The organism is Chitinophaga fulva (assembly GCF_012927205.1).
GTDB lineage: Bacteria > Bacteroidota > Bacteroidia > Chitinophagales > Chitinophagaceae > Chitinophaga > Chitinophaga fulva.
In genome coordinates this window covers 3,462,188-3,483,102 of sequence record NZ_JABBGC010000001.1, presented here as the reverse complement: position 1 = coordinate 3,483,102, position 20,915 = coordinate 3,462,188, and the positions used below count along the sequence as shown (strand labels likewise).

20 protein-coding genes are annotated in these 20,915 nt (G+C 48.0%); 13 read left to right on the top strand and 7 right to left on the bottom strand.

The window, feature by feature from the left end:
* Positions 1-90 precede the first annotated feature (90 nt).
* Entirely contained in the window at positions 91-1,044 is a 954-nt protein-coding gene (locus HHL17_RS14215) for a hypothetical protein (RefSeq protein WP_169225356.1), read from the bottom strand.
* A gap of 163 nt (positions 1,045-1,207) precedes the next feature.
* On the opposite strand from HHL17_RS14215, the gene HHL17_RS14210 reads away from it, so the two are divergent.
* The 9 genes from HHL17_RS14210 to HHL17_RS14170 are packed head-to-tail and all read left to right on the top strand — an operon-like array spanning position 1,208 to position 8,984.
* Positions 1,208-2,473, top strand: a complete 1,266-nt coding sequence (locus tag HHL17_RS14210) for a dihydroorotase (RefSeq protein ID WP_169225355.1) — start codon at positions 1,208-1,210, stop codon at positions 2,471-2,473.
* Between the two features lie 6 nt (positions 2,474-2,479).
* Entirely contained in the window at positions 2,480-3,016 is a 537-nt protein-coding gene (locus HHL17_RS14205) for a DUF4199 domain-containing protein (protein ID WP_169225354.1), read from the top strand.
* A gap of 15 nt (positions 3,017-3,031) precedes the next feature.
* Positions 3,032-3,982, top strand: coding sequence for a glycosyltransferase family 2 protein (locus HHL17_RS14200; protein ID WP_169225353.1), 951 nt, complete (start codon positions 3,032-3,034; stop codon positions 3,980-3,982).
* The gene (locus tag HHL17_RS14195) at positions 3,982-5,118 is read left to right on the top strand and encodes a glycosyltransferase (RefSeq protein WP_169225352.1); all 1,137 of its coding nucleotides are present in this window, start codon (positions 3,982-3,984) and stop codon (positions 5,116-5,118) included. Before HHL17_RS14200 ends, HHL17_RS14195 begins: the two co-directional genes overlap by 1 nt.
* A 24-nt stretch (positions 5,119-5,142) precedes the next feature.
* Positions 5,143-6,168, top strand: a complete 1,026-nt coding sequence (locus HHL17_RS14190; protein ID WP_169225351.1) for a GHMP family kinase ATP-binding protein — start codon at positions 5,143-5,145, stop codon at positions 6,166-6,168.
* Positions 6,169-6,185: 17 nt separating this feature from the next.
* A complete protein-coding gene (locus HHL17_RS14185; protein WP_169225350.1) occupies positions 6,186-6,764 on the top strand; it encodes a D-sedoheptulose-7-phosphate isomerase in 579 nt (192 codons plus the stop codon).
* Positions 6,761-7,459: a nucleotidyltransferase family protein gene (locus HHL17_RS14180; protein ID WP_206155987.1), complete on the top strand. Its 699-nt coding sequence runs from the start codon at positions 6,761-6,763 to the stop codon at positions 7,457-7,459. Before HHL17_RS14185 ends, HHL17_RS14180 begins: the two co-directional genes overlap by 4 nt.
* Before the next feature lie 2 nt (positions 7,460-7,461).
* Positions 7,462-7,983: a D-glycero-alpha-D-manno-heptose-1,7-bisphosphate 7-phosphatase gene (locus tag HHL17_RS14175; RefSeq protein WP_169225349.1), complete on the top strand. Its 522-nt coding sequence runs from the start codon at positions 7,462-7,464 to the stop codon at positions 7,981-7,983.
* A 26-nt stretch (positions 7,984-8,009) separates the two neighbouring features.
* Positions 8,010-8,984 carry a hypothetical protein gene (locus tag HHL17_RS14170; protein WP_169225348.1) on the top strand — a complete coding sequence of 325 codons (975 nt, stop codon included), beginning with the start codon at positions 8,010-8,012 and terminating at the stop codon, positions 8,982-8,984.
* A 151-nt stretch (positions 8,985-9,135) separates the two neighbouring features.
* Here HHL17_RS14170 and HHL17_RS14165 read toward each other — a convergent pair whose 3' ends face one another.
* The 4 genes from HHL17_RS14165 to HHL17_RS14150 are packed head-to-tail and all read right to left on the bottom strand — an operon-like array spanning position 9,136 to position 14,897.
* Positions 9,136-11,667, bottom strand: coding sequence for a DNA gyrase/topoisomerase IV subunit A (locus HHL17_RS14165; protein WP_240975252.1), 2,532 nt, complete (start codon positions 11,665-11,667; stop codon positions 9,136-9,138).
* Between the two features lie 20 nt (positions 11,668-11,687).
* Positions 11,688-12,089, bottom strand: a complete 402-nt coding sequence (locus HHL17_RS14160) for a hypothetical protein (RefSeq protein ID WP_169225346.1) — start codon at positions 12,087-12,089, stop codon at positions 11,688-11,690.
* A complete protein-coding gene (locus HHL17_RS14155) occupies positions 12,086-12,979 on the bottom strand; it encodes a DUF1835 domain-containing protein (protein WP_169225345.1) in 894 nt (297 codons plus the stop codon). The genes HHL17_RS14160 and HHL17_RS14155 overlap by 4 nt, the downstream gene beginning before the upstream one ends.
* A 10-nt stretch (positions 12,980-12,989) precedes the next feature.
* Positions 12,990-14,897, bottom strand: coding sequence for a DNA topoisomerase IV subunit B (locus HHL17_RS14150; RefSeq protein WP_169225344.1), 1,908 nt, complete (start codon positions 14,895-14,897; stop codon positions 12,990-12,992).
* A gap of 326 nt (positions 14,898-15,223) precedes the next feature.
* Between HHL17_RS14150 and HHL17_RS14145 the strand changes: the two genes are divergently transcribed.
* From HHL17_RS14145 to HHL17_RS14130, 4 genes are all read left to right on the top strand, one after another.
* Positions 15,224-15,373, top strand: a complete 150-nt coding sequence (locus HHL17_RS14145) for a hypothetical protein (protein WP_168868903.1) — start codon at positions 15,224-15,226, stop codon at positions 15,371-15,373.
* 537 nt (positions 15,374-15,910) lie between these two features.
* Entirely contained in the window at positions 15,911-17,086 is a 1,176-nt protein-coding gene (locus HHL17_RS14140; protein ID WP_169225343.1) for a glycosyltransferase, read from the top strand.
* Between the two features lie 20 nt (positions 17,087-17,106).
* Entirely contained in the window at positions 17,107-18,297 is a 1,191-nt protein-coding gene (locus tag HHL17_RS14135) for a glycosyltransferase (RefSeq protein WP_169225342.1), read from the top strand.
* 11 nt (positions 18,298-18,308) lie between these two features.
* Entirely contained in the window at positions 18,309-19,385 is a 1,077-nt protein-coding gene (locus HHL17_RS14130; RefSeq protein ID WP_169225341.1) for a glycosyltransferase family 2 protein, read from the top strand.
* Here HHL17_RS14130 and HHL17_RS33830 read toward each other — a convergent pair.
* The gene (locus tag HHL17_RS33830) at positions 19,371-20,543 is read right to left on the bottom strand and encodes a glycosyltransferase (protein WP_169225340.1); all 1,173 of its coding nucleotides are present in this window, start codon (positions 20,541-20,543) and stop codon (positions 19,371-19,373) included. The two genes, HHL17_RS14130 and HHL17_RS33830, sit on opposite strands and share 15 nt — an antisense overlap.
* A 26-nt stretch (positions 20,544-20,569) precedes the next feature.
* The gene (locus HHL17_RS14120; protein WP_169225339.1) at positions 20,570-20,878 is read right to left on the bottom strand and encodes a DUF493 domain-containing protein; all 309 of its coding nucleotides are present in this window, start codon (positions 20,876-20,878) and stop codon (positions 20,570-20,572) included.
* Between the last annotated feature and the right edge of the window lie 37 nt (positions 20,879-20,915).

Below are 20,915 nucleotides of genomic sequence, written 5' to 3'. Positions count from 1 at the left end.
TAAAGAATTACGAGGTAAGCACCACCGTTAGGGGAGCTATGCGGATAAATATCAGGATAAAAGGAGGAGAGATGCGGGGCAGACGGGGTATCAGCCTTTGTTCATGACAAGGTTACGATGTATCCATTCGCGCTCTTCGGGCAGCAGGTATTCAGCTCTTTTTTCGGTGATCCAGGAGAAAGTCTTTTTCACTTCACTTTTGGCGGTACGGAAGCGGAAAAGGAATTCCATGCCCAGCATCAGGTCAGTGAAGCCATTTTTGAAAGTCTCCAGCGAAAGCCGGCCATTGCTGCGTCTTTTGGTGAGCATCTCGGTAATACGGGTGATGACAGCCTGTATGGCACTTTCGTCCGCATATTTATAAATCGCCTCCATGGCTTCTGATTTCAGCTGGCCACGGAGCAGGCAGCGGGCGTAGAACAGCGCTTCTTTCTCTTTTTCAATATCCGCGATCGTAGCGAATGCCAGCCCTTTTATATCCTGGCGCGGGTGTTCCAGCAGGCGTTTGAGCGCCGGCAGGCTTTTTTTGGTGGCCACCTTATGCATCAGAAGGACTATATAATATATATCATATTCATTTACAGTTCTTTTGAGCAAATTCAGTGCAAATTCTTCTACCTGCGGGTTATTGGTACCACGGAGGGCAAACAGCGCAGAGCGGCGCACATTATTATTGAGCGACAGGGCATTGTTCAGCAACGGGTCCAGGTTCATATACCCGGGGATAGGCAGGCCGCGTTCCAGGTCTTGCTGGATAGCGGTGATGATATCAGGCTCCTGTTCTATCCGGAGGCGGTCCAGCATAAACCGGATCACTTCCGGGTCATTGGTGTTTCTGGAGAGCTGAATAATAATAAAGCCGGCGGCGCGGCGTCTTTCCTTATCAGGTTCGTTTGCGATGTACTGGTACAGAATCGGCACATACGCGTGGTTGGCCAGCTGTTCGGCCTCCCGGAGCGCCTGCCAGCTAATCGTTTGGGAGTTATTTAACTGTTCCGAGCGGTCGCATATACGTGTGACAAGGTTAATGAGATAATCATTCATCCTAGAGTTATTTTGATCTGCTACCCTCTATTTTCAATTATCATACCAACCTGAACAAAAAGCTCGAAAAGGGCTACGGGAGGGCTTTATCAATTAATAGTTTTATGTTACATTTGCCCCTGTATTTTTTGGACAGGTTTTGATATTGAATAGAACGTAAAGCATGCACATACTACTCAAAAACGTAAAGGTGATAGCGCCTTCCTCACCCTTTCACGGGCAGCAAAAAGACATTTCCATACAGAACGGGATCATCCAACAGGTGGGCGACCATCTGGAAGATGCGCGGGCAACGGTTATCTCCGGGGAGAACCTGCACGTGTCTGCGGGCTGGATGGACATTTTCGCCCATTTCTGCGATCCGGGACTGGAACACAAGGAAGACCTGTCTACCGGGGTAAAAGCTGCTGCCACAGGCGGTTACACCACCGTGATGGTAGTACCCAACACCCAACCGGCCCTGCATACCAAACCGCAGATCGAGTACGTACTTAGCAAAACCCGCCATGCCGCTGCCACTGTGCTGCCCATCGGCGCTGTTACCAAAAACCTCGAAGGCTCCAGCCTCGCCGAAATGTATGAGATGCAGCAAACCGGCGCCGTGGCTTTCTCTGACGGCCTCAAACCGGTACAATCCCCCGGCCTGCTGCTCAAAGCATTACAATACATCAAAGCTTTTGATGGTACGCTGATCCAGTTGCCAGACGACCAGAGCATCTCCGCTCATGGCCTCATGCACGAAGGCATCTACTCCACCCAGCTGGGCATGCCCGGTAAACCGGCACTGGCAGAGGAGCTGATCATACAACGTGACCTTGAACTGACCAAATACACCGACTCCCGTATTCATATCACCGGCGTAAGCACCCGCAAATCCATAGAACTGATAGCCGCCGCCAAGGCCGACGGCATCAAGGTAACCTGCTCGGTTACTCCCTACCACCTGTCGCTCACCGATGCGCAACTGGTAAACTATGATTCCAACCTGAAGGTAAATCCGCCGCTGCGCACCGCAGATGACGTAAAAGCTATTCAGGATGCTATCGTACACGGCACGGTGGACTGCTTTGCCACCCACCACGTGCCACAGGAGTGGGACGCTAAAACAGTCGAGTTTGAATATGCGAAAAACGGTATGATCGGCCTGGAAAGCAGCTTCGGCGTCATCCGCCACTACCTGCCGCAACTACCGCTGGAACAACATATTGCTATGCTGACGGAAAAACCGCGCGCCATCTTCAAACAGCCGCAACCTGTGATCCAGGAAGGCGCCGCCGCCAACCTCACCATCTTTGACCCGGCAGCCGATTGGGAATTCACTACCGCCCATATCGCCTCCAGATCAAAAAATTCGGCTTATATTGGCAGCTCACTGAAAGGCAGGGTTATTGCTACTGTGAATGGTCCTATTTTTCATATCAACAAATAAACCACTATGCAACAATCATCTAATCCCGGGGTGAAATGGGGTTTCATCTCCGGTATTGTTCTTATTTTGCTGAATGTGGTGGCCTGGAAAGCAGGAAACGACGTCCTGTTTTCGATGTGGAATAACCTGACTCAGCTGCTGCTCTTTATTATTCTGGGAGCATTGGCAGGAAGAGAACTTAAAAAAAGTTACGGAGGATATATCGGATTTAAAGCAGTGCTCAAACCAGTATTCACCACCTTCGTTATTGGCTGGCTGCTGTCTGCCATATTCCAGTTTGTACTGTACAAATACCTGGAACCAGGATTGCCGGAAGCACTTAAAGCTTATACACTGGCCAACACCGAGCATTTCATGCGTTGGGGAAAAGCACCACAGGACGAAATTACCAAGCAGATTGACAGTATCAAGACCACTGATTTTTCTGTGAATTTTACAAAGTCCTTTTTGCTTTACCTGAAACATATCATATTTTTCTTTGGCGTTGCCGTTGTAGTATCGCTTATCCTGCGTAAAAAAGCGCCGGACCAACAACACTCATAATACTATTCTATTAAAATGAACATATCCGTAATCGTTCCTTTAAAAAACGAAGAAGAATCACTTCCTGAACTGGCCGCCTGGATTGACCGGGTGATGCAGGAACACCGTTTCACCTACGAAGTATGGATGGTGGACGATGGCAGCACTGATGGCTCCTGGGAAGTGATCCAGCAACTGGCTACGACAAACCCTTGTATCAAAGGCATCAAGTTCCAGCGCAACTATGGAAAATCGGCCGCCCTCAACGAAGGCTTTAATGCCGCCCAGGGCGACGTGGTGATCACCATGGACGCCGATCTCCAGGACAGCCCGGATGAAATCCCGGAACTGTACCGCATGATCGTGGAGGATGGATACGACCTGGTCAGCGGCTGGAAAAAGAAACGTTACGATAATGCTTTCACGAAAAATCTGCCGTCTAAACTATACAACTACACCACCACCCGCATGAGCGGCGTCAGGCTGCATGATATGAACTGCGGCCTCAAATCATATCGCAAAAAAGTGGTGAAGTCTATCGAAGTATATGGCGAAATGCACCGCTACATCCCGGTCATCGCAAAATGGAACGGCTTCCGCAACATCGGTGAAAAAGTGGTGGAACACCGCGCCCGTAAATACGGCGTCAGCAAATTCGGGCTGGAACGCTTTATCAACGGTTTCCTCGACCTGGCCTCCATCATGTTCATCGGTAAGTTCGGCAAGCGCCCCATGCACCTCTTCGGCGCATTAGGCACCCTGTTCTTTTTCTTTGGTTTCATCATTGCCTTCTACCTCGCCTTCGCTAAAATTTTCCATGATCAGTATAACATGACAGACAGACCCATCTTCTTTCTGGCACTGCTCTTTATGATCATCGGTTCCCAGTTGTTCCTGACCGGGTTTATTGGTGAACTGGTTACCCGTAATGCTCCCGAAAGGAACAGTTACCTCGTGGAGGCAAGAATGGACAAATCAATCAACTAATGGCCAACACTAAAAAGAAAATACTCATACTCGGCACAGCCTATCCCTTCCGGGGTGGGCTGGCTGCTTATAATGAAAGACTGGCGGAAGAGCTGCAGCTGACAGACGATGTGGAAATATTCACGTTCACGGTGCAATACCCCGGCTTCCTCTTTCCCGGCAAAAGCCAGTACTCTACCGACCCTCCACCACAACACCTGAAGATAAAACGGCTGATCAATTCCGTGAATCCGCTCAACTGGCTTATCGTTGGGCGTAAGATCCGGAAAATGAAACCCGATATTATCATCACCAAATACTGGTTGCCCGTTATGGGTCCGGCGCTGGGCACACTGCTCCGGCTGGGCAAACGGCGCAATACCAAAGTAATCGCGGTACTGGATAATGTGGTACCGCACGAAAAACGCCCCGGCGATGTGGCATTCACCAAATATTTCCTGAAACCGGTAGATGCTTTTATCGCTATGAGCCAGTCCGTGCTCGATGATTTGCGGGTATTTGAGCCTACTAAAAAAGCTTCGCTCATCCCCCACCCGATCTACGACAACTACGGCACACCTGTTTCCAAAGCGGAGGCCCGCCAACGGCTACAGCTGCAACCAGGCAAACGGTATATCCTGTTCTTCGGCTTTATCCGTCAGTACAAAGGCCTCGACCTGCTGCTGAAAGCCATGGCCGACGAACGCATGAAAAAGCTGGATATCCACGCTATCGTGGCCGGTGAGTATTATGAAGATGCCGCCCCCTACCAGCAACTGCTACAGGAACTTCAACTGGGTGACCGGGTGCTGATGCACACCGACTTCATCCCTACGGAAGCAGTGAAAAACTATTTCTGTGCGGCCGACCTGGTGGTACAACCGTATAAAAGCGCCACCCAGAGTGGCATCTCACAGATCGCTTACCATTTTGACAAACCAATGGTGGTCACCCGCGTAGGCGGCCTCGTGGAAATGGTACCCGATGGTGTGGTAGGCTTCCAGTGCGATCCTGAACCAGCTTCCATCGCTACTGCCATCGAAAAATATTTCACAGACAACCGGGAAGCAGATATGACCGCTGCCCTGCAACAGGAAAAACAACAATATTCCTGGTCGCGCCTGGCCCGGGAAATTCATACATTAGCAGCATCCTGATCATCAGCTTAAAAAAGTAAAAAATTGATATACAGAAGTAAAGCACCATTACGTATAGGCCTGGCCGGTGGCGGCACCGATGTAAGCCCGTATTCCGACCTGTATGGCGGCGCCATTCTCAACGCTACCATCTCGTTGTATGCCCGCGCGTCCATAGAACCATTGTCTGAAGGAAAAGTTATTTTTGAATCAGCCGACAGAAGAGAACAACTGAGTTACGATGCCGTATACCCATTGCCGTTAGATGGCAAACTGGATATCCTTAAAGGCGTTATTAACAGGGTACAAAAAGACTATGGTGGCCTGCCTTCTTCCGGCTTCCGGCTCACCACCTATGTGGACGCTCCTCCCGGCTCCGGTCTCGGCACCTCCTCCACCCTGGTGGTAGCGGTACTCGGCGCCTTCGCCGAATGGCTCAAACTGCCGCTCGGAGAATACGACATGGCGCACCTCGCCTATTCCATCGAACGGGAAGACCTGCAGCAGGCCGGTGGCAAACAGGACCAGTATGCTGCCACCTTCGGCGGCGTCAACTTCATGGAATTCTATGGCGATGACAAAGTGATCGTTAACCCACTGCGTATCAAGGAAGTACATCTGCATGAGCTGGAAAACAATCTCGTATTGTTTTATACATCTACCAGCAGGCTGTCCTCCACGATCATCTCCGAACAACAGAAAAACGTGACCGACAAAAAGGACGATTCCATCGCAGCCATGCACCACCTGAAGGAACAGGCCGTGATGATGAAAGAAGCCCTGTTACGCGGCTCCATCGATAAAATAGGAGAAATCCTCAACTACGGTTTTGAATACAAAAAACAGATGGCGAAAGGGATCACCAACCCACAGCTTGACGAGATCTATGAAGCGGCCCGTAAAGCTGGCGCCAGTGGCGGCAAAATCTCCGGCGCCGGAGGTGGTGGCTTTATGATCTTCTACTGCCCGAAAAACACCCGTTTTAAAGTAGTAGACGCACTCAACAGCTTTGGTGGCGATGTAAAACGTTATACCTTCACACACCATGGTATTCAAACCTGGAGTATCTAATCTTAAAACAATCCGACATGAAAACAAAAATCGCCCAGACTATCCGTGAAAGCATTGCTGTGAAAGAAGCTATTTGTCAGGATGAAAGGCTGTTACATACTATCCAGCAGGTAGCCGAGGTGATCGGCCTCAGCCTGAAACAAGGGCATAAAGTACTGTTCTGCGGCAACGGCGGCAGTGCTGCTGATGCACAACACCTGGCCGCTGAATTCTCCGGCCGTTTCTATAAAGATCGTGAACCACTTTATGCAGAAGCCCTGCATTGCAATACGTCATATATGACCGCCGTAGGTAACGACTATGGCTATGAACACGTGTATGCCCGCATGTTGCGCGGCATGGGACAGGCCGGCGATGTGCTGGTAGGACTTTCCACTTCCGGCAACTCCGCCAATATCCTCGAAGCCATGAAAGTGGCGCGGGAAAAAGGCATGACCATCGTTAGCCTCACAGGCGCCACCGGCGGCAAAATGAAAGATGGCAGCGACTACCTGATCAATATCCCTTCTACCGATACGCCACGTATCCAGGAAGCACATATTACTGTTGGTCATATCATCTGCGAAATCGTGGAAAATAACCTCTTCGGCGAATGAGTATGGAGTGTATCGTACTGGCCGGAGGCCTGGGCACCCGCCTGCGCAGCGCTGTAGCCGACAAACCTAAATGCATGGCGCCCATCGGCGACAAACCTTTTCTGTACTTCCTGTTACAATACCTGCACCAGCAAGGCATCCGTCACGTAGTACTGTCACTCGGCTACCTGTCTGAACAGGTAATCACCTGGTGCCGGCAAACACCCTTGCCGCTACGTGTATCCTTCAGCGTAGAACAGGAACCGCTCGGCACCGGCGGCGGCATCCTGCATGCCCTCCCGCTGCTGGAAGGCGATCAGCTGTTCATCGTGAATGGTGATACCTTCTTTGACATAGACCTGCTGCAGATGGTGCGGTTCAACCGTAACAACCCAAGCCCGCTGACACTGGCATTGAAACCTATGCAGCAGTTTGACCGCTATGGCAGCATTGTGCTCAACGCCGACAATAAAATTGAAGCGTTCCGGGAAAAACAATATTGCGACCATGGCCTGATCAACGGCGGCATCTACCTGACCAGCGCATCGTTCCTCCAAAGCCTGTCCCTGCCGGTGAAATTCTCTTTTGAACAAACGGTGCTCGAACCACAGGCCGCCCAGGGTAACCTCAACGGCTATACCAGCGATACCTATTTTATCGACATCGGTATACCGGAAGACTATAACAAGGCAATCGCTCATTTTTCCAAAATATAAATATGTACCTTTTTCTTGACCGGGACGGTGTTATCAACGATGAAATAAAAGACGGGTACGTACTTCATCCCGGCATGTTCCGCTTCAGCGAGGGCGTGCTGGAAGCTATGCCCCTGCTGGCCCGGCGCTTTGAACGGATTTTTGTGGTGACCAACCAGCGCTGCATCGGACGTGGAATGCTTACCGTTGACGGTCTGCTGGAAATCCATGCACAAATGCAGGATGCTATCCAGCTGGCAGGCGGCCGGATAGACCAGATCTATTTCTGCCCGGACGTGGAAAGCAACAGCCCATGCCGCAAGCCCAACGCCGGCATGGCCATGCAGGCAAAAAACGATTTCCCGGAAATTGATTTCAACAAAGCCATGATGGCAGGCAACACCCTCAGCGACATGCAGTTTGGCCGTAACGCCGGTATGCAGACCGTATTCATCGCCACTACCTTGCCGGACACACCTTTTCCCAATCCACTGATCGATAAAAAATATCCCGACCTGCTGCGGTTTGCACAAGACATACAATAATTTAAAGCCAGAACCGTATTATAGATATGATAAAAAAAATAATACTGTCACTGCTATTCCTTGTACCTGTCACCGGTATATGGGCGCAAAGACCTGATGCCGCCGGCTATGCACGCCTGCGGAAAGATCAGGACACGCTGCAGCTGCTCAGCCGGGAAATATTCGCCGGGAAAGGCGATGCCGGCCGGGAAGCCGCTACAGAGCAGTTTATCCCGGCACTGGTACGGGCCCTTAAAACGCCCTGGTCTTTCCGGTTTCCATTCGACTCCCTGCGTACCGTGTCTATACAATATCCGCAAGACAGCAGCTTCCGCGTCTTCACCTGGGCACTGGAAAGGGAAACAGGCTTTTACCGCCACTATGGCGCCATTCAGATGAATACGCCGGACGGCCAGCTGAAACTGTTCCCCCTGTTTGATATATCAGACTATATCACCAATACAGACACCATCGCCGGAAACAAAGCCTGGTATGGCTGCCTGTATTACAACATCGTACAACGGCACTACTTTAACCAGGAGTATTACACCCTCTTCGGCTGGGACGCCAATAATCCCCGCAGCCAGAAAAAACTGGTGGAAATGCTCACCTTTAAAAACGGAACCCCGGTCTTTGGCGGCCCCTTCTTCAGCTATGCAGAAGACTCAGTGCCTAAGCCTTCCCGGAACCGCCTTATCATCGAATACAAAAAGGAAAGCACTGCCACGCTCAACTACAACAAAGAACTGGACATGATCGTGTTTGATCACCTGATTTCCGAAACCAATGAGCCGGCAAAAAAATACACCTACGTATCCGACATGGACTATGAAGGCTTTAAATGGAAAGGCGGGAAATGGGTGCACGTCAACAAAATATTCCATGACGCCATCCCTTTAGGTAAAGGGGCTCCGGTTCCTCAACCGCTGGACCAGAAAAAGAAGAGTATGACCAACCCGCGGTCTGCAGAAGATTTTCAGACCGAACCCAGTAAAAAACAACCCACGAAAAAGAAACAATAAAATATTTAGGGATTTTTTGATTTACGATTTTTTGATTTTGTAGATCAAACAAAAAAGAAGACCGAAGCAAATATATTCGCTTCGGTCTTCTTTTTTTATTCGCTCTGGTGATTCACGAAATCAAAAAATCGTAAATCAAAAAATCTCTACATTAAAACAGTTCTCCCTGTACCTGTGAGTCGTCATTCGGGTCCGGATCTTCATCTTCGGACAACAACTCTGCACTGATCAGGTCATCTCCTGCGATGCGTGTACCTACTGTTCTCCAGCCGGTTACTTCCACAAATTCGGAGAGATCGATCTCTTCTTCTTCCGGGCTGCGTTTCTTGCCGGTTTTCAGCAACACCACCGGCTGTGTATGGGTAGTGACCATTTCCAGGTAGTTACCGCTGCCTTCCTTAATGAACAGGAATTTATTGTTCAGTGTCTGCGTTTCAATACGGAAACGTTTTACGTTGAACTGCTTTTTATCGGAATCAAAATAGATAGCTGTTACAATCTTTTCCGGATTGAATTTCTCGATATACACCACATCGTTGGATTCATAACGGTTGGTGAGCTCAAAGTTTGTCAACTCATAAGTACCGTTTTTGAATGCCGCGAAGATTTTATCCTCTCCTTCAAAGCTGCCGATGTACACGCCTCTCTCCTCTGTATTCAGGCGGCCTGTTTCTGAATCATACCAGATTTTCTGGCCGGCCAGGGTGGATACGCCTTTTTCCTTGAATTTCACGCCACGGATCGGGTATTTGGTCACCTGGTTACCCATAGAGCTACGGCCTTTGATGGCAATCGTTTCAAAGAACAGGTCAAACTCCTTGTTACGGGCGGAGCAGTTCGGGCTCAGCTTGATGGTGACTACTTCTGCTTCACCGTTCGGGTTGGCAGTGAAATAGTGCACTTTGGAATTTTTCTCTCCTTTATGCGCCAGATCATATTCCTTGTCACGGGTAACGCCGGTAACGTTGAAGCGTTTGGCGTAGCTTACGCCGGTTTTACCTTCTACATAAATCATGTTGTAGGTAGTACGCTCATCATTTTTGCGGAACACGTCCACGTGAATAATATCCTTGCCCACAAAGGTTTTGTCGGCTACTTTGGTGACCATCATCTTACCATCGCGACGGAATACGATGATATTATCGAGATCGGAGCAGTCTGCCACAAACTCGTCTTTCTTCAGGGAAGTACCGATGAAGCCGTCCGCGCGGTTTACGTATATCTTGGTATTAGCAATGGCCACCTGTTGAACCTGAATGGTATCAAAGGTTTTGATTTCTGTTTTACGTTCGCGGCCTTTACCGTATTTCTTCTGCAATCCTTCGTAATAAGCCACAGCGTATTCCACGAGATTTTGCAGATCGCTTTTCACCTGTTTGATGTCCGCTTCCAGGCCTTTGATCTGTTCATTCAGCTCATTGATATCGAGGCGATAGATACGGCGTACAGGCTTCTCCGTGAGTTTCACAATGTCTTCGCGGGTGATATCGCGTTTCAGTTGTTTTTTGTACGGAGCGAAACCTTTGTCGATCGCACCCAGCACCGTTTCCCAGTCTTTATGCTTCTGTTCCAGTTCCTTGTAAATTCCTTTTTCAAAGAAGATTTTTTCAAGGGAGGTATAGTGCCATTTATCCTGTAATTCTGCCAGCCTGATTTCCAGCTCCTGTCTCAGCAGTTCTTTTGTAAAGTCAGCAGACGCTTTCAGCAGGTCGGAGGCTGTCAGGAAATTTGGTTTATCATCAACGATCACGCAGGCGTTTGGTGAAATGGATATTTCACAATCGGTAAATGCGTAGAGAGCATCGATGGTAATATCCGGAGAGATACCAGGTGCGAGCTGTACTTCAATTTCCACTTCAGCGGCGGTATTGTCCACCACTTTGCGGATTTTGATTTTACCGCTGTCGTTCGCTTTTACGATAGACTCCATCAGCTGGGTGGTAGTGATGCCATAAGGCACGTCTTTGACCAGCAGCGTCTTTTTATCTTTCTCCTCGATATGTGCACGCACCCTTACCTTACCACCACGTTTGCCGTCATTGTAGGCGGCTACGTCTACCATACCGCCGGTAGCGAAGTCGGGGAACAGTTCAAATTTCTTTCCTTTAAGATATTTGATGGAGGCGTCTATCAGTTCGTTGAAGTTGTGCGGTAATATTTTGGTGGACAATCCCACCGCGATACCTTCAGCGCCCTGTGCCAGCAGCAACGGGAACTTCATTGGCAGGGCCAGCGGTTCGTTTTTACGGCCGTCGTAGCTCAGCTGCCAGGTGGTGGTTTTGGGATTAAAAGCCACGTCCAGTGCGAACTTGGAAAGGCGTGCCTCGATGTACCTTGCAGCCGCCGCATCGTCACCGGTGCGAACGTCGCCCCAGTTACCCTGCGTATCTATCATCAGGTCTTTCTGGCCGAGATTTACGATGGCGTCGCTGATGGAAGCATCACCATGCGGATGGTACTGCATGGTTTGCCCGATCACGTTGGCCACTTTATTAAAACGGCCGTCATCCATTTCTTTCATGGCGTGGAGGATACGGCGCTGTACGGGTTTCAGCCCGTCTTCCACGCTGGGTACGGCACGCTCCAGGATTACATAGGATGCATAGTCCAGAAACCAACTCTCATACATACCACCCACGTGGGTGATATTATGCAGCGATTCGTCCGATGTTATATTTTCCATATCCATGTATAATACGCTTACTATTTTTCGATAAACATTTTTTCAAGGTCTGTTCTCCAAACGCGCACGCTGTCCTTCTGTACATCGGCCATGGAGTTCAGTTCTATAAAGCAACAATCCGTTTCGGCGATCAGTTGGTGCCATATGTTGATGGGCACTTCCACGCGGGCGGGCGCTACTACTTCGATTGTGCGGATTTCATCCCCTTCTACCGGGCACCAGTGTATCAGTGCTTTACCGGTAAGCAGGAACATGATCTCCGGATTTTTGTTGTCGCTGATACCAGTATGGTAATGCTGGCCGCTGCTGCTGCCGGCATGCCGGTAGCAGAGCATGAATTCTCCGGTGCGGGTACAGTCCCAGAGGTAGTTGCTTCCCCGGTCGTCTTCTCCAGCGAGAGACAGGGTGGTTACTTTTATCATTCCGTTACAGGATTTGCGGTGTTATTGTCTTCTCCCGGCAGCTTCACTTCAAAGTCACGGATCGTTTTCAGGTCACCTTTGCTTTCCACCTTGCCTTCTTTCACCAGTTCTTTCAGGCGCCATCCCAGGAATTGGTCCATCACCGGATATTTCAGTTTGCCGGTTACTTGCTGTACCACACGCCATGCTTTGACAAACTCTTTACCGGTTTGTGCCAGCAGTTCCTTGTCATAAAACAGCGTGGGTTCTCCCTTGATTTTTTTACCGCCTTCCAGCATCCGGATACCGGCGTTTTCATTCATGAGGCGATGCCATTCTTCTCCATCCAGTTCAAACTCTGCGAGGGAGACCGCTCTGGCCAGTTTTTTCGCCTTCAGGAATTCTTTGGGCAGTATCTGGTGCAGATGCGTAGGATAAAAAACAGCGCCTTTTTCATTCAGGAAAGGCAGGTTATTCAGATAGATGATATAGATGCGGCCTGAAAAATCATACAGCTGGCTTACCAGCCAGTAATAACCGCATACATCGCGGGCATTCTGACCGGCCCATATCCATACTTCCAGGGTTTGATCTTCTTTCAGCTGTGTTTTCAGGGCTTTCAGCCTGTCCGCATCACCAGGTGCTTCTTCCACAGCAGGTGTGGCAGCAGCTTCCTGGCTGGTTGGTTCCGGTAACTGTTCCGGTTGCTGCAACAGCGGTACAGCGGCCAGCTGCTGCCACCACTGGCGACGGTTGGCTTGTCCTTCTTTGGTGTCCAGAATAAACAACGGGCCAACAGACAGATCATCTTCAAAACAAAGCAGATCGCCCTGCATTTTTTCGTCCATGCTGATGGCTTCGGTTAATACCGGCACGGATGCCTCGCCAAACACAATGTGTAAAAGCCCCATCTTCGTTTATTTATATTTCGTCTTCAATCAGGTCCTTTTCGTACCGCAGGTTATTGATAATGAATTCCTGTCTGGCCTGGGTGTTTTTGCCCATGTAGTATTCCAGTAATTTCTGGATGTGAATGTCTTTAGACAGGATGATCGGCTCAATGCGGATATCATCACCAATGAAACGGCCGAATTCGTCCGGAGAAATCTCTCCCAATCCTTTAAATCGGGTGATCTCTGGTTTGTTGCCCAGCTTTTTCACCGCTTTCTGTTTCTCTTCTTCGGAATAACAGTAGATGGTCTGCTGTTTGTTACGCACGCGGAACAACGGTGTCTCCAGGATATATACGTGCCCGTTTTTCACCAGGTCAGGGAAAAACTGCAGGAAGAAAGTCAGTATCAGCAGGCGGATGTGCATACCGTCCACGTCGGCATCGGTGGCTACCACGATGTTGTTGTAGCGCAGTGCTTCCAACCCTTCTTCGATATTGAGTGCATGCTGGAGCAGGTTAAACTCCTCGTTTTCGTATACGATCTTTTTAGTGAGGCCGAAACTGTTCAGCGGTTTACCACGCAGACTGAACACCGCCTGTGTTTCCACATTGCGGGACTTGGTGATGGAACCGCTGGCGGAGTCACCTTCCGTAATGAAGATGGTCGTTTCCAACCGTTTTGTTTCCAGTTCAGCTTTCTCTTTGCCGGTAAATTCATCGTTGAGGTGAAAACGGCAGTCACGCAGTTTGCGGTTATGCAGATTGGCTTTTTTCGCTCTTTCGTTGGCCAGTTTTTTAATACCCGCCAGCTCTTTTCTTTCACGTTCGCTCTGCTCGATGCGTTTCTTCATCGCATCGGCCACAGCAGGATTGCGATGCAGGAAATCGTCGAGGTGTTTGGAAAGGAAGTCCAGCACAAATGCTTTTACAGAAGGACCGCCTTCAAACACCACCTGTGAGCCCAGTTTGGTTTTGGTCTGGGATTCAAATACCGGTTCCTGTACACGAACGGAGACAGCCGCGCAGATGGAAGACCGGATGTCGGTGGCTTCGTAATCTTTTTTGTAGAAGTCACGCACCGTTTTCACGAAAGCCTCGCGGAAAGCCGCCAGGTGCGTACCGCCCTGGGTAGTATGCTGACCGTTTACGAAGGAATAGTATTCCTCACCATATTGGTTTTCGTGGGTGATGGCCACTTCGATGTCTTCTCCTTTCAGGTGGATGATGGGATACCGCAGGTCTTCCTCGTTGGTTTTACGCTGCAGCAGGTCCAGCAGACCGTTTTTGGAGAGGTATTTTTTCCCGTTGAAACTCACTGTCAGACCAGCATTCAGGAAACAATAGTTCCAGATCTGGTTTTCGAGGAATTCAGGGATGTAACGATAGTTCTTAAAAACAGTATCATCCGGCGTGAAGGTTACGAGCGTTCCGTTGGGTTCGGAAGTGGCGGTTTCCTTGTGTTCTTTCACCAGTACGCCGCGTTCAAACTCTGCCACTTTCATGCGGCCATCACGCACCGACTGTACGCGGAAATAGCTGGAAAGGGCGTTCACCGCTTTGGTACCCACCCCGTTGAGGCCTACAGATTTCTGGAAGGCCTTGCTGTCGTATTTGGCGCCGGTATTGATCTTGCTCACCACGTCTACCACCTTGCCCAGCGGAATGCCGCGACCAAAGTCGCGCACGGTCACACTGTGCTCAGTCACTTTCAGGTCTACCTGCTTGCCAAAGCCCATGGTATGTTCGTCGATGCAGTTGTCGGTCACCTCCTTGAGCAGGATGTAGATACCGTCGTCCATGCTGGAACCATCGCCCAGCTTACCGATGTACATACCGGGACGAAGGCGGATGTGCTCCCGCCAGTCCAGTGACCGTATGGAGTCTTCCGTATACGAAGCAAATAGATCTTTGTTATCCGTCTTATCCGTGTTTGCCATATTATATTAAAGTTTCCTAAATATTTATTTTCCTAGGGTTTAAAAAGCTGCTGCAAGGATACTAAATCTTTTAGCAAAATCCGATTGCTGGCAAAAATAAAGGATTCATTGAATCATCCCAAGTATTAGTTATACAATATGTCTAGATTATTAATTATCAATGTATTGATCATGTTAAATTTTAGGGTAGATGGAGGGACATCGATATATTATCTGATTTTTTTATTGTGTTATTCACCAATTTCTATAAAAAATATTTTTTATTTAAATAATTCATTATATTTACTAAAGACACATTTATTGAAAACATCCTAACCTATGTCCTTATGAAAACGCTTTTTATCATTCTCGTTTTAATCGCCCTGGTCGCGGCAGTTATTGCAACTTACATGATCCGCCGGGAACAGGAAAACAATATCGGTAATAAATTCCTCCGCCTCATCCGGAAATTTGATTCCTGGCAAATGATGCGGTAATTCGTCACACACAGCAAGGTCTTCCTACATTATTATCAACAAAAGAGCATCAGTCTGGCTATCGCCTTCAGAGGAGTGTCATGTTTTTGTACACAGGGAAACATTATTTAACCATACAATCCCATCCTATGAAAACTGGTCTGTTATTCAAAACGGCATGTCTTCTTATTGCCGCAGTGGTACTCTGTGCTCACTTATTGCGTAAACACGCAACGAAGTAAAGAACTATAAGGGGCTGAGCTAAAAGTCAAAAAGGGCTTTTAGCTCAGCTCCAAATTTTATTTGAACGATATTTGTCCATGTTAAATAATATACCCCTGTAACTTCTACGCCCCCTCCTCGTTTTAATAATACCTCCCCGATCACTTTTGAAATGAATGCCCATTAGCTCCCGGTTCCCCCCTGTCTCCAATATTACTTACTGGAAAAGTATATTTATTAAATCAATAAACATATCTAACAAGCTACAAAACAAACATTTAGAATATTTACATTATTTTCTCTAGCTTTGCGCGAATTTATTATCGTAAGCCTGACATGAGTAAAATCCTTTTCACTTTTCCTTTAAATCCGATAGAGAAAACCAGTGGCGCACAAACCCGTGTAATTACGTTGCTAAAGTATTTTAAGGAACGGGGCATGGAGGTTGATTTCTTTTCGTTGACCGACTATTGGGGCGTAACGTCAGACGAAAATATAAAAGCATTCAGGGAAAGCGGACAAGTGAGGAATGCATGGTTTTATCCCAGGAAGCCGGCAAAGAAAAATTTTTTCCAATATCTTTTCTCCTATAAACTGCCTAAACTGCTTTACAATGTAAAAGGTGCGATCCCTAACCATGTAAGCCCTTATTTACAGGAAAAGTTCAATAAAATACTGGAACAGCAGCAGTACGATTATATCATTGTCAGTTATGCCTATTGGGCAGACCTCATTAAGGATAACCCACGTATTGGAAATGCCATTACCATTGCCGACACCCACGATCTGCTGGCAGCGCAGCACCAGCACGACAAAGGCGTAGAGCGGGGAATAGCATTGGGTGATGAATTAAAAAGGTTATCCCGGTTCAACCAGGTATGGTTATGTTCTCCTGAAGAAAATTATTTCTTCAGCCAGTTCCTGAAAAACCAGGTGAAATATATTCCGACCATGGTGGAAGAACCGGCGAATATAAAGAAGGATGTTCCAAAGAAATATGACCTGATCTATGTGGCCTCACATAACCCGCATAATCTTGCGGCGGCCGACTGGTTCTTCAAGCAGGTATTTCCGTTCGTCCCTGACCACGTAACTCTTTGTGTGGTCGGCTCTATCTCCCGTTTTATCCCGGATGGCCACAAAAATATCACCCTGGTCCCGTTTGCAGAAGACCTCAGCGAATATTACCTGCAATCCAACGTGGTGATATGTCCTATGCTCTCAGGAACAGGTGTGAAAATAAAGGTGGTGGAAGCCATGTTATATGGATTACCTGTTGTATGCAACGAAAGAGGAATGGATGGACTACCGGACAAAAACAATTGCGGATGCCTCGTAACGCAGGACCCACAGGAGTTTGCCGGTTATATATTGAAATTGCTGGAAGATAAAGCCTTTCATACAGCGCAGAGCGAACTGAGTGCCGCTTCGTTCAGCAATAATTTCGCAGCAGCCAACGTATACAAAAAGCTGGATAAAGCACTTAACTATACCGGCGCCAACAAACACTAATCTTGTAAATCACCATAAGCATGTCTAAACAGCAACGCATTTTATACTTCTTTCCTTATAACCCTATCGGCCGGCAAAGTGGCGCCCAAACCCGGGCTATCACCCTTCTCCGGTACTTTAAAAGCAGGGGTATGAAAGTAGACCTGGTTTCCCGCCAGGGCGACTGGGAGAAGATAACACCCGAAGAAATGGAAATGGTGAGAAACAGCGGGTTTGTAGAAAATGCCTGGTTCTGGTTCCGCAAGCCTCCTAAAAAAAATCCGCTTGTTTACTTTTTTCAATACAAGTTGCCGCACATGCTGTTCAACCGTAAGCTCAACCCTATAAAAGGTGGCTTGCCTAACCTCGTGAACCTGCATCTGCGTAAGGAATTCGACAAACTGCTCCAACAAAATAAATACGACTATATTATCATCTCCTACGCTTACTATGCAGACCTGATTAAAGACAACCCGTTAATCGGCGACGCATGCACCATCATGGACACACATGACCTGATGGCTTCACAACACCAGCTGGATAACAACGTAAACGTGGGTGCAGCACTGGGAGACGAGATCAGAAGACTTTCGCTGTACGACCAGATATGGGCCTGTTCAGGTGAAGAGAATTATTTTTTCAGCCAGTTCATTAAGAAAGAAACGCTCTACATCCCTACTATGGTGGAAGAGCCAAGGCAAGACGATGGCCGGACAGAAAAGAAATACGATGTTATCTATGTAGCATCAGACAATGAGAACAATAAAAAGTCAGCCGTCTGGTTCTTTGATAAAGTGTACCCGTTATTGCCGCAGTCGTACCATCTCTGCATAATAGGAAAGATCAATGCGCATATTCCACAGGGCCTCAGCAATGTAACCTACCTTCCGTTTGTGGAAGACCTGAGCGACTATTACCTGGCGTCGAAGGTGGTGATATGTCCTATGCTGGCTGGCACCGGCGTTAAAATAAAAGTACTGGAAGCCTTCTCCTACGGGAAGCCTGTTGTTTGTAACGAACGGGGACTGGACGGACTACCGGAAAAAACAGACAATGGCTGCCTCGTATCGGAAAGCCCTGCTGGTTTTGCAGATCACATTATCCGCCTGCTGACTGATCCTGCATTATTTGCTGAACAAAGTGCATTTAGTGCCGCTTCATTCAGGAAAACATTTGCAGCCGAAAAAGTATACCAACGAATTGATGCTGCTTTAAAGGTAAACCAGCCATAAAATATTTCAGGATGCCATCTCCGTTAGTAACAGTAATCGTCCCGGTCTACAACCTTGCTCCATATCTGGAAAATACCATCCAATCGCTGGTTGGACAAACTTATTCCAATACGGAGTTGATCTTTATTAACGACGGTTCTACAGACAGGTCGTTGGAGATCTTACAGGCGGCAGCGGAAAAATACCCGAACATCAGGTGCTTGCAACAGGAAAATGCCGGGCAGGGAGCAGCCAGGAACAAGGGGCTGGATCATGCTACAGGTGAATTCGTCATCTTCCTGGATGGTGACGACTGGATGGACCCCGTAACCCTGGAACGGGCAGTTGAAGCGGCGTTGAAGGAGAATGCAGAAATAGTTTGTTTTGGCTACAAGAGTGTTAAAAAGCAAGATGGAAAACTGGAAGAACTATACAAATTCGAACACGCCCCTTCCGTACTTCATCATGAAGACCTCATCTCCTGTTTTCTTGCTGAAAACACGGTAAGAAAAGAAGCACTTAATACTGCTACCCTGGGCAAGCTATACAAACGTTCACTGATCGAAACCCACAACATCCGTTTCCGTCAGCGCATCTTTGAAGACTCCCCTTTTATGCTGGAAGCGGTTTATTACGCCACCAGGCTTGCGTGTATCAGCGGTTTTCTGTACTACTATCTTCAAAGGGGAACGGAAGGAGAAGCTTCTACCATGAACAGCGGCTTCAGGGCAGATAAAGTAGCGCTCTTTTACCAGGCCGACCAGCTAATGAAATCATTCCTCCGTTCCAAAGGCATATGGTCTGAATACCGCAACGATTTCATGCGTTACCACAATGCCCGTGTGATCATTTACGGTGGTTATTTCGAATTGTACAGGTATAGCAACACTGCAGGAAAGGAAGCTTACCGCGCCTTTATAAAACTGTTGCAAAAACACAGTACAGACCTGGGATGGCAGAAAGCATCCCTCCATAAGACTTATAGAAAGAGGGTCCCCGTTCTTCAAATCGGCTTATTCCTGAGCAGGATCAGTCCGTGGCTGGCAAACCGGTACTTCAGGACTTATGAAAAAAAATACGCCTTCGACAGGCCCTCATCCGGTAATTGACAATGCCGTATCAAGGCGCTTGGATACTTCCGCTGTGGAGAAACATTGCTGGAAAGTGTTCTTTGCCATTTCGCATTGCTTTTTATAGAAGTCAGTATCCTGTAAAAGTTGATCTACGAATTGTGCAAACTGGCCGGGCGTTTCAGCTACCAGGCAGCCGTTGTTGCTTTTAAACGGCAGGCCATCCGTTCCTCTTTCCGTACATACTACCGGCAGACCGTGTGACAAGGCCTCCACCACTTTTACTTTCACCCCTGTTCCTTCCAGCATGGGCGATAATGCTACACGGGCATTGACATATATGGTTTCAAGATGCTCAACATAGGGCATCTGCGTTACATTTGGCAGGTCCTTTGGCACATGCGCAGTAATGGAACCTACCACCGCCAGCCTGATGCCGGGAGACAACAACGGATACACTTCATCAAAGAACCAGGCAGCCGACATTACATTTTTAGCGTTATCACTGGCTACATACACCAGATCAAATTCCGGATTTGAGCTGCTGCTGACCGGTATGGGATCAGGCAACATCATGGGAATATATTTCACGCGATCACCCAGGAACTGTGAAAAGAAATAAGACTCTTCAGGTGAAATAGCCCATACCTGGTCATAAAGTTCCAGGCGCCTTAATTCATCGCCCAGCGCCACACTTACGTCAAACCCATCTTCATGCTGCAGCAGTGAAGATTCCAGGTCATGTGTATCTATGATGGTCAGAGATTTGGCAGCGAGGGGATTTTTATAGATCAGGTCTGCCCAGAAAGCATAGCTGATGATAATATAATCGTAATGCGTTTGGGAAAGCAAATCATTGAACTGCTGCTGCAGATGTAAAGTTACCCGGTTAAGAATCCCCCCTTTCGGATTGGTCTTCCTGATGAATGACTTGTTCTTCAGTTTATATCCAAAAAAATAGGAAACCGGATCCTTTTTCTTCGGTTTCCGTTCCAGCAGGTATACCTCGTTTACGAGGCCTATTTCCTTCAATCCCGCTATTCCTTCAGCGGTAAAAGTGCCCCAATGTTTTTCAGATACAAAATCGACCTCCAGGTTCCTTTTCTTGAAATATTCCAGGAAACCTAACGCCCTGGTCACATTGCCTGCATTTTTCGCCAGTGGGTTCACAGGAAAGTAGAACAATAATCGCTTCACTTATAAAATATTAAAACGTACGGTCTTTATAACATAATTACAGCGTCGATCTTCGACACCTCTTTATAATAATTGATCACCTCTTCTTCATCCTGCACCTGTGTCTTTATGGTAAATGACCTGTATTTCCCGTTGGATGAATTGATAGCAGTGATCATCGCGGAAGCACCGGCAAATACCGACTCCAGCTCAGCGATTTTTTCTTCTTCTGCTGCCTTAACGATGAACTTAAAAGTATACGTAGTAGGATAGACCAGAGACTGCTGCAATAACGCCCGAAAATTCTCGTATGGATCTCCGCTCAAGTTGGCATCCCTGTTCACTTCAATTGCCATTTTCTGTATTTATTAATTACCCAACCTGCAAATTAAC